We start from the raw sequence: 2,992 nt of genomic DNA on the forward strand, positions 1-2,992 counted from the left end.
CAGATATTCCAGGGCAACTGCGGCGGCGCGGCCATCCCCGACGTGCTCAGTTGGTATCACTTCAAGCCGGAAGATGGCGGCGATTACGCCGGTTCCGCCGACGAAGCCCGCTGGAAAGCCATGCACGGCGAAACGGGCGAATCCGCATCCATGCAATCCAGCGCAGCCTAAGGAGGTTGAACGATGGCAGTTAAAACAATCAACGGTGAATACCCTGTCACCATGATGGATAGCGTCGACCGCTTCCACGGCAATCAGGTGGTGTATGTCGGCTGGGATCATCACACCAGCATTTGCACCGCCAACGCCTACCCTTTACCGCCGGACATGCCGTTTGGCGCGCTCACCGAAGCGGTGTTGCCGAGCGTGCTGGGGCCACACCCTGACTTCCCGCAAATCCAGTGGGACAAGGTCGAATGGATGCTGGATGGCGCAAGCTTCACCCCCGATATGGGCAAAAGCCTCAAGGATAACGGCGTTGGCCACAAGTCGCTGATCCGCTTCAAAACACCGGGGCTGGATGGGTATCAGGGGACGGGGAATTAAAAGAAACCCCACCCTAACCCTCCCCTTATCAGGGAAGGGAACTGGAGACGAAGCACCCTCTTGCTCCTCCCCTGATAAGGAGAGGCTGGGAGGGGTTTCCTCACACAAGTAAAAAGGACAACGGTTATGACCTACGAAGTAACCATAGAACCCACTGGCGACGCCATTGAGGTTGAGGAAGGCCAGACCCTGTTGGATGCGGCCCTACGCGCCGGTATTTATCTGCCACACGCCTGCGGCCACGGCCTGTGCGGCACCTGCAAAGTTGACGTACTGGATGGCGATATTGACCACGGCGACGCTTCCCCTTTCGCCCTAATGGACATGGAACGCGCAGAAGGCAAATGTCTGGCCTGCTGCGCCACGCCACAAAGCGACCTGACCATCGAAGCCGACATCGAAGAAGACCCGGATGCGCACAATCACCCGGTACGTGATTTCACCGGCGTCGTTTCCAAGATCGAAACCCTCACACCACGCATCAAGGCTATTTTCATCGCTATTGAAAATGGTGGTATGGAATTCCAGGCCGGGCACTACATCAACCTGCTGATTCCGGGGATGGAAGACAAGCCACGGGCATTTTCCATTGCCAGCCCACCATCCGAGAAAAACCTGATCGAGCTGAATGTGGCACTGGTGGAAGGCGGTCCGGGCACAACCTGGCTACACAATGAGCTGAAAGTCGGTGATGAAATCCAGTTTTCCGGCCCTTATGGGCGTTTTTTTGTGCGTGAATCCGCACCGGAACCGATGCTTTTCCTGGCGGGTGGCTCCGGCCTTTCCAGCCCCAAATCGATGATTCTGGATTTGTTCGAAAAAGGCGAAACCCGCCCTGTTACGTTCATTTACGGCGCACGCAACCAGAACGAACTGTATTACCGTGAGCTGTTCGAGGAACTGGCGGCGGAACACCCCAACTTCACCTACCTGCCGGTGTTGTCAGAAGAACCGGCAGACTCCGGCTGGCAGGGAATGCGCGGCTACGTGCACGAAGCCGCCAAAGTGCATTTCGACGGCAAATTTGCAGGCAACAAAGCCTACATGTGCGGGCCACCGCCGATGATCGACGCCTGCATCACCACCCTGATGCAGGGGCGGTTGTTTGAGAAAGAAATGTTCATGGAAAACTTCTACAACCAGGGTAGCCAAACTGCGAGCAAAAGCCCGCTGTTCAAGAATATCTGATTGACTCCCCCTATCCCCCTGGCCCTCATTGGCAGGGGGACTTTTTAGGACACACATCATGAATACACAGAACCCTGAAATCGCCAGCAGCATCAATGCCGCTGGCATCATGACCAATTACCACGACCAGGGTAGCGGCGAGCCGGTGCTGCTGATTCACGGCTCCGGCCCCGGCGTCAGCGCCTGGGCGAACTGGCGGCTGACCATCCCCGAACTGGCCAAACAATTCCGCGTCATCGCCCCTGATATGGCCGGTTTCGGTTTCAGCGAGCGCAAACTCGATGCCGTGTACAACATGGATAACTGGGTGCAACAGGCGATCGGCCTGCTGGATGCGCTGGAGCTGGAGAAAGCTTCGGTGGTGGGCAATTCCTTCGGCGGCGCACTGGCGCTGGCCATGGCGATCCGCCACCCTGAACGGGTCAACAAACTGGTGCTGATGGGTAGTGTCGGCGTGCCATTCCACATCACTGACGGGTTGGACAAGGTGTGGGGCTATGAGCCTTCGCTGGAAAACATGAAGGCGCTGCTGGATATCTTCGCCTACAGCCGTGAACTGGTGACCGATGAGCTGGCTGAGTTGCGTTACCAGGCCAGTATCCGCCCCGGTTTCCAGGAATCGTTTTCCAGCATGTTCCCGGCGCCACGCCAGCAATGGGTGGATGCCATGACCAGCCCGCAGGAGGCTATTCGCGCCCTGCCCCACCAAACGCTGATTGTGCACGGGCGGGATGACAAGGTGATTCCATTGCAGAATGCCTATAACCTGCTGAAGCTGATTGATCATTCCGAACTGCATGTGTTCGGGCAGTGCGGGCACTGGACGCAGATTGAACATGCGGCGCGGTTTAATGCACTGGTGGCAGGTTTTCTCGGTGGCTCATTATGTGTTTCGGGGTCTTAGAACCTGCTCATAATCTTCTCAACATCAAAGATAAGAAAGCCAGATTGACCATTTGTAGGCTGTTGTTGGGCAGGCATCCACAGTTTTTCCACAGCCGCCGACATTTTTCCAACCAGGCAAAGGAACGCTCCACAATCCAGCGTTTCGGCAGGGCCTTGAAGGTGTGCAACTCATGACGTTTGACCACCTCGACTTCGGCGTCCGGCAAAATGTTGGCGATGCCCCCTGCAAATGGCCCACCAGTATAGCCACCATCCTCCAGGGTCTTTTTCACCCCAGTGAGGCAAGCCGCCCGGCAAGACAAGGCCAACAAGCCGCCCTGCCGGTCATTGACATCCGCTGTTGTGATGGACA

The 2,992-nt window shown here is 56.8% G+C and carries 4 protein-coding genes; 3 read left to right on the plus strand and 1 reads right to left on the minus strand.

The genetic code is table 11. The features are described 5' to 3' along the window. Positions 1–183 precede the first annotated feature (183 nt). The 3 genes from VSS37_RS06735 to VSS37_RS06745 all read left to right on the plus strand — a co-directional run bounded on the left by VSS37_RS06735 (position 184) and on the right by VSS37_RS06745 (position 2,638). The gene (locus VSS37_RS06735) at positions 184–546 is read left to right on the plus strand and encodes a phenol hydroxylase subunit P4 (RefSeq protein WP_324694032.1); all 363 of its coding nucleotides are present in this window, start codon (positions 184–186) and stop codon (positions 544–546) included. Between the two features lie 126 nt (positions 547–672). Further along, on the plus strand, positions 673–1,734 hold the full coding sequence (locus VSS37_RS06740; RefSeq protein ID WP_324694034.1) for an NADH:ubiquinone reductase (Na(+)-transporting) subunit F: 1,062 nt from the start codon (positions 673–675) through the stop codon (positions 1,732–1,734). Positions 1,735–1,792: 58 nt separating this feature from the next. Then, positions 1,793–2,638, plus strand: coding sequence for an alpha/beta fold hydrolase (locus tag VSS37_RS06745; RefSeq protein WP_324694035.1), 846 nt, complete (start codon positions 1,793–1,795; stop codon positions 2,636–2,638). A 7-nt stretch (positions 2,639–2,645) separates the two neighbouring features. On the opposite strand, the gene VSS37_RS06750 is transcribed toward VSS37_RS06745, so the two are convergent. Next, positions 2,646–2,992: transposase (locus VSS37_RS06750; protein ID WP_324694036.1), on the minus strand; the 347-nt coding region annotated here is incomplete at its 5' end.

It is taken from the genome of Candidatus Thiothrix phosphatis, from assembly GCF_035668035.1.
In the GTDB taxonomy this organism is placed as follows: Bacteria; Pseudomonadota; Gammaproteobacteria; order Thiotrichales; family Thiotrichaceae; genus Thiothrix; species Thiothrix phosphatis.